The sequence below is a fragment of the Clostridium sp. AF27-2AA genome (genome assembly GCF_003478505.1).
In the GTDB taxonomy this organism is placed as follows: Bacteria; Bacillota; Clostridia; order Lachnospirales; family Lachnospiraceae; genus Brotaphodocola.
The window spans coordinates 1-5,507 of the sequence record NZ_QUFI01000010.1 but is presented as its reverse complement, the minus strand read 5'-3'; the positions used below and the strand labels follow the sequence as shown (position 1 = coordinate 5,507).

Here is a 5,507-nt window from a genome sequence, read left to right as displayed (position 1 = left end):
ATTGTGATTTCACAAGATTGGTGCTATAATAAGAGAAAAGTTCCTGCCGGGGCAGCCGCCCCGGTGGTATGGATAGGAAGGCGGGAAAGCAATATGCACATCAGCTATAAACCACTCTGGCATACACTGTTAGAGCGTGATATGAGAAAAGAAGATTTAAGGCTTGCTGCTGGTATGACAACGAATATGATTGCCAACATGAGCAAAGAGGGAAAGCACATCAGCATGGATACATTAGCCCGTATCTGCGAAACGCTGAATTGTGAGATTACCGATGTGATTGAGTTAGTATCAGACGAGCCTGCTTCCACAGGAGGTAAGGAGCATGAGCGAATTGAAACCAAGAATAACGGAAAACGGAATTGATTATATTCTTGTCGGAGATTACTATATCCCAGATTTGAAGCTGCCGGAGGAACACCGCCCTATCGGAAAGTACGGACGGATGCACCGGGAGTATTTAAGAGAAGTCCACCCAGCCAAATTGAACACCTTGACCTTGACAGGGGAGTTATGGACATACCTTGCAGACCTGAACGAACAGGTACAGGAACGGTTAGACACCATCATGGAGCAGATGAAAGCTGCCGAGGGCGTGACCGAGGAATTGAAGCGTACCTGTCAAATGGAATGGGTGCAGCGTTGCAATAACATTCACAACCGGGCAGAAGAAATTGTTTTGTATGAGATGATTTATTCATAATGGTATGGTAGAATGATTATGACAAAATAGAGTTTGAAGGGGGTATGAAAATGGCAATTTCGAATATAAATGCGATTATCAATGATGATATTCATAAAGTTTGGGATATTGTTTTTGCTGTTGATAAATATAGTGCGTGGCGAAGCGATTTAAGCAAAACAGAAATCATAAATGAGAAGCAGTTTATTGAGTACACGAAAGACGGATATGCAACTACATTTTCTATTACTGCTGTTGAGCCATATAACCGCTGGGAATTTGACATGGAAAATAGCAATATGGCCGGGCATTGGACTGGTATTTTTACAGCTAAGGGAAATGAAACACAAATTGATTTTACAGAAAATGTGACACCTAAAAAGTGGTTTATGAAACCTTTTGTAAAACTCTATTTGAAGAAGCAGCAAACTCAATTTGTTCTGGACTTAAAAAAAGCATTGGAACAACAAAGTTGAAGTTGTAAAGGAGAGAATACTATGAATAGAATCAAATATGCAGAACAGTTATATGCTCTTATTTCTATGTGCTTAGGCTGTGCTTTTATCGTTTTTGGTTTGCTTAGTTTTATTGGAATATTACAGCCTACATCAGCGTCAATAGTTCAAAGTCAAAGGCACATTGGGATTGTTTTTTCTGTACTTGGTGTCGCTTTTTTAATTGCACAAGCTATTTTTACAGTTCTCGCTTCAGCAAAGAGGAAATCATATTGCGAGTTGATTTCTAACGGAATTAAAGTTAATGGGATTGTAGAAAAGGTATATATGCAAAAGTTTCTACAATATGGAAAAAAGTCCCCGTACAGAGTTCTTTACAGCTATACATACGGAGGGAAGATTTATCATCACAAAAGCCATCTTTTATGGGATAAGCCGTATATGAAAGAAACAGATTCGATTGCAGTATATATAAATGATTCAGAGAAATCGGCAATCCAATTATAGGGAGTATTTTAGTTGTATCCTCAGTTTGTCACCCTAAATTTTAACTAAATAAGCACAGCATAAACCGCTGCTACATGGAAGCCACCCCAACCATGCAACAGCGGTTTTTTGTTACCGTTTTTTCCTCTGGCTGATAGGCGTTCCCATTTTCTTTGATTTTTGGAGAATCCGAATCAGCCAGCGAAATTCTTCTTCCGATAAATTTTTGTAGTTGATACCAAGCTGCTTGCAGTAAAGTACAACGAGCTTTTCATCCCGGCTGCCCTTGAAATTTTCGACCGCTTCCAGATTTTCTTTCAGTTCATCAGCAACGGTGGTCTGGGGTGCACTCTCGCTGTCCTTTTTGTGAGCTTCCCGAATATCCCGGATAATCAGGTTGAGGTCATCCAGAACCATGTGGCTGAAATATTCATCATCGCTGATATGGGCGGCTTGCAACACTTTCAAATGGGGGTCATCTTCGCCGGGGCGATACCGTTCAATGATTTCATGCCGGACGGTATCGACAAGGGCGTTGAGGTTCTGAATCTGCATGGTGGCAATCCCATCCACATAAATCTCAATGTCCGCAAGAAACTTGATAAAATCTTTATGTGTGGCAAGCTCACAGAGCAGGCGGTTGTTAATCCGACCGCTTTTCAGAAGTGCAACCATCTCATCATTCAAATGCAGCTCTGTTAGTGGCGTGTTAATCTGCTCCCGGTTCTCTGTCCGGCACAGCAGATAATCAACGGAAACCCCATAGAAATCTGCCAGCGTGATAAGGTTGCCATGATTGATTTCCTTATAATCCTCTTTCTCATAACTGCCAAGGGCTGATTTGGAAATACCCGTCAGCTCTGATAATTCTTCCAGATTTAAGCCTTTGTCCTTGCGGAGTTCCCAAAGGCGTTCCTGTATGCTTGTTGCTCCTTTCATGGGCGCACGCTCCTTTCCGGCGGTTGCATTGCTGCCGCTTAACTGGATTATAGCACACTTTCCGCAATCGTGGAAATTTCTGATTTTTACCCCTAATTCCTACTTTGTGGACATACGGCACAGGGCACAAAAATGTTCTATGATACAGGTAGTTCATCGATGGATTATTCCAATCGAATGACCAGCCTGTGTGGGATATGCTTCCCTGGCGATGTAGCGCCATGACTTTTGGCAGGGATATGGAGGAACCCTGACCAAAACGAGCGTACCAACGGGAGCGATACGCCGCTGTGAGATTCAGGGGAGGAACGACACCGGGGAGAACTGGCGGACTGACACCGAAATGATACCGAAACACGACAATCTGATAGGGGGACAGTCTATCCTATCGCTGATACTTCGGGAGATTTTAGGCGGCTCTATGACCGTAATTTTGCCGAAAATCGCCCCGAAACCATACACGAAAACGGGAGGAAGCGCAATATGCCGAGAATGAGCAAAAAGAGGAAGCATGAGCTTTCATTTTACCTCAATGACCGGGGGCGTGTCACTTACAACGAATTATGCCGGAAATGCCAGCATGGGTGCAAGCAGAGCTTCCGGGCGGTTGTGATTGACTGCCCCCGTTATTTATCCAAACGAGCAAAGAAAAAGGAGGAACACACAGAATGAATTTTGAATTTATGACGATAGACACATCATTGCCGCCCTGTATGCCCTTTCCCAGAGCGTTGACAGGATTTCCAGTCAGCAGCACCGCAAAGGTCATGTACTGCCGGATGCTGGACGCTATGCTATCCAAAGGGCAGGAGGACGAGAACGGAATCCTGTTTGTCTGCTTCCCTGTCACAGCCATTGCCGCAGTCCTGTCCCGCAGTCCTATGACGGTCAAGCGTTCTCTGAATGAACTGGAAACCGCCGGACTTATCATGCGGGTGCGTCAGGGCGTTGGAGAACCAAACCGGATTTATGTGCTGATACCGGGAAAGGGGGACGCTGCCCTTGCCTGATACCTCAAAGCTGGAAAAGCTAAACCGGGAGCTGGAGAAAAGCGAAAAGAAACTGCGGAAAGCCATCCATGATGAAAAGGCATTGCAGCACCAGTTAAAGCAGCTTACCCGAAAGGAACGGACGCACCGGCTCTGTACTCGTGGCGGTATGCTGGAAAGTTTTCTACAAGAGCCGGAACGCCTGACAGATGATGATGTCATGCTGTTGTTGAAACTCATTTTTCACAGACAGGACACACAGGAACTGTTGAAAAAACTGCTGGAACGGGAGAAGCCGGAAACCCCTTAGTTTACTAAGGGCGCAATTATACACCACCCAGAGGTTGGTGCATTGCGTTCTCCGAAGGCTCCTCGCCGGAGGGCTGTGATTTTCCGCAGTCATGGTCTGCTCCAAATCAAACAGGGGACGCTACGCTTCCCCTGCGCTGGCTTTCGCCAGCTACCCTTTTGTGGACTTGCCATCTGGGGACACCTTGCATTGCAAGCTGTTCCCAGCCGACAAGTTTTATAAAATATACTATCTTTTCGATAGGCAATGCAGTATAATAAAGACAGCAACAAATTAGAAGTTATAAGTGGACTTTTGCGAAGTTGTATGATACTATTATTTTACAAAGATTTGAAAATTCGTGGATTATTTAACAAATTAGAAGGAGGTATTTTATATGTTTAAAAAGGCTTTTTGGGTTCCTTATGAGGATAGTACCAATTACCCAACTCTTGCAAAAACTATGGAAGCAATTTCAAAATATTGTGAAGAAAATGGCGAGTCTTATACATTTATTAACGATGACGAAGTGGAGATAAATGGAAAAAGATATGAAATATATCGGGGCTACGAAAATGGTAGTAGGGGAAATTACGGTATAAAATGCAAAGAAAAATAATTTCCAGTTTTTCATTCCCTACACATCGGGTCAACTTGCCCCGAACTTTCACAACTAAATACCCGCCGCCTACACAGTGGCACACCAAGCAGGAAATCTGAAAAGATCTCCTGCTTTTTTTCTGCCCAAGGTGGGGTGGCAAAACGCCACCCCATCAGTCAATCACAGGAAGGAGGGACACGAAATGCCCTGTCCACACAACGAAATTTCTATTGTGCAGCGCAGCCAGCGGCAGTCTGCTGTTGCCGCCGCTGCTTACCAGAGCGGCGAAAAGCTGTTCTGTGAATACGACCAGGAAGTGAAGCACTACCCGGAAAAGCGTGGTATCGTTCACAATGAAATCCTGCTCCCGGCAAATGCCCCGCCGGAGTACGCAGATCGCAATACCTTATGGAACGCCGCCGAAGCTGTGGAGAAGCAATGGAACTCCCAGCTTGCAAGGAGGTGGGTGCTTACCATCCCCAGAGAGATACCGCCTTACCAGTACGCCGCCCTTGTCCGGGAGTTCTGTAAACAGCAATTTGTTTCCAAAGGCATGATTGCTGATTTTGCCATCCATGACCCCCATCCGCCGGGACACAATCCCCACGCCCATGTCCTGCTCACTATGCGGGCAATGGACGAACATGGGAAATGGCTTCCCAAGAGCCGCAAGGTTTATGACCTTGATGAAAGCGGAGAACGGATAAAACTTCCGTCCGGCAGGTGGAAAAGCCACAAGGAGGATACGGTTGATTGGAACGACCAGAAGTATTGTGAAATCTGGCGGCATGAATGGGAGGTCATCCAGAACCGCTATCTGGAAGCCAATAACCGCCCGGAGCGTGTGGATTTGCGTTCCTATGCCAGACAGGGGCTTGATATTGTCCCCACTGTCCATGAGGGTGCTGCTGTCCGGCAGATGGAAAAGCGTGGTATCCAGACGAATATCGGCAATCTGAACCGGGAAATCAAGGCTGCCAACCGCCTGATGCAGTCCATCCGGCAGCTCATTAAAAACCTCAAAAGCTGGATTACCGAGCTGGGAGAAAAACGGAAAGAGCTGCTT

At 45.5% G+C, this 5,507-nt stretch carries 10 protein-coding genes; 9 read left to right on the top strand and 1 reads right to left on the bottom strand.

Annotation, left to right across the window (positions count from 1 at the left end):
• Positions 1-3 precede the first annotated feature (3 nt).
• The 4 genes from DWY84_RS07215 to DWY84_RS07200 are packed head-to-tail and all read left to right on the top strand — an operon-like array spanning position 4 to position 1,644.
• On the top strand, positions 4-366 hold the full coding sequence (locus DWY84_RS07215) for a helix-turn-helix domain-containing protein (protein ID WP_306751100.1): 363 nt from the start codon (positions 4-6) through the stop codon (positions 364-366).
• Positions 326-703 carry a TnpV protein gene (locus DWY84_RS07210; protein ID WP_117685620.1) on the top strand — a complete coding sequence of 126 codons (378 nt, stop codon included), beginning with the start codon at positions 326-328 and terminating at the stop codon, positions 701-703. Before DWY84_RS07215 ends, DWY84_RS07210 begins: the two co-directional genes overlap by 41 nt.
• A 50-nt stretch (positions 704-753) precedes the next feature.
• Entirely contained in the window at positions 754-1,158 is a 405-nt protein-coding gene (locus DWY84_RS07205) for an SRPBCC family protein (RefSeq protein WP_118106552.1), read from the top strand.
• 21 nt (positions 1,159-1,179) lie between these two features.
• Entirely contained in the window at positions 1,180-1,644 is a 465-nt protein-coding gene (locus DWY84_RS07200; RefSeq protein ID WP_117685618.1) for a hypothetical protein, read from the top strand.
• Between the two features lie 111 nt (positions 1,645-1,755).
• On the opposite strand, the gene DWY84_RS07195 is transcribed toward DWY84_RS07200, so the two are convergent.
• Positions 1,756-2,562, bottom strand: coding sequence for a helix-turn-helix domain-containing protein (locus DWY84_RS07195; RefSeq protein WP_117685617.1), 807 nt, complete (start codon positions 2,560-2,562; stop codon positions 1,756-1,758).
• Between the two features lie 483 nt (positions 2,563-3,045).
• Between DWY84_RS07195 and DWY84_RS07185 the strand changes: the two genes are divergently transcribed.
• The 5 genes from DWY84_RS07185 to mobQ all read left to right on the top strand — a co-directional run.
• A complete protein-coding gene (locus DWY84_RS07185; RefSeq protein ID WP_002304353.1) occupies positions 3,046-3,234 on the top strand; it encodes a hypothetical protein in 189 nt (62 codons plus the stop codon).
• A complete protein-coding gene (locus DWY84_RS07180; RefSeq protein ID WP_117685616.1) occupies positions 3,231-3,572 on the top strand; it encodes a DeoR family transcriptional regulator in 342 nt (113 codons plus the stop codon). The genes DWY84_RS07185 and DWY84_RS07180 overlap by 4 nt, the downstream gene beginning before the upstream one ends.
• Positions 3,565-3,861 (top strand): DUF3847 domain-containing protein, encoded by a 297-nt coding sequence (locus tag DWY84_RS07175; protein WP_117685615.1) that lies wholly within the window; start codon positions 3,565-3,567, stop codon positions 3,859-3,861. Before DWY84_RS07180 ends, DWY84_RS07175 begins: the two co-directional genes overlap by 8 nt.
• 376 nt (positions 3,862-4,237) lie before the next feature.
• Positions 4,238-4,459 carry a DUF4318 domain-containing protein gene (locus DWY84_RS07170; protein ID WP_006876003.1) on the top strand — a complete coding sequence of 74 codons (222 nt, stop codon included), beginning with the start codon at positions 4,238-4,240 and terminating at the stop codon, positions 4,457-4,459.
• Between the two features lie 184 nt (positions 4,460-4,643).
• The coding region (gene mobQ / locus DWY84_RS07165; RefSeq protein ID WP_147354288.1) for a MobQ family relaxase at positions 4,644-5,507 on the top strand (864 nt) is incomplete at its 3' end.

Coding starts and splice junctions, on each gene's coding strand:
- DWY84_RS07210 (WP_117685620.1), top strand. CDS start 326: ATGAGCGAATTGAAACCAAGAATAACGGAAAACGGAATTGATTATATT.
- DWY84_RS07205 (WP_118106552.1), top strand. CDS start 754: ATGGCAATTTCGAATATAAATGCGATTATCAATGATGATATTCATAAA.
- DWY84_RS07200 (WP_117685618.1), top strand. CDS start 1,180: ATGAATAGAATCAAATATGCAGAACAGTTATATGCTCTTATTTCTATG.
- DWY84_RS07195 (WP_117685617.1), bottom strand. CDS start 2,562: ATGAAAGGAGCAACAAGCATACAGGAACGCCTTTGGGAACTCCGCAAG.
- DWY84_RS07185 (WP_002304353.1), top strand. CDS start 3,046: ATGCCGAGAATGAGCAAAAAGAGGAAGCATGAGCTTTCATTTTACCTC.
- DWY84_RS07180 (WP_117685616.1), top strand. CDS start 3,231: ATGAATTTTGAATTTATGACGATAGACACATCATTGCCGCCCTGTATG.
- DWY84_RS07170 (WP_006876003.1), top strand. CDS start 4,238: ATGTTTAAAAAGGCTTTTTGGGTTCCTTATGAGGATAGTACCAATTAC.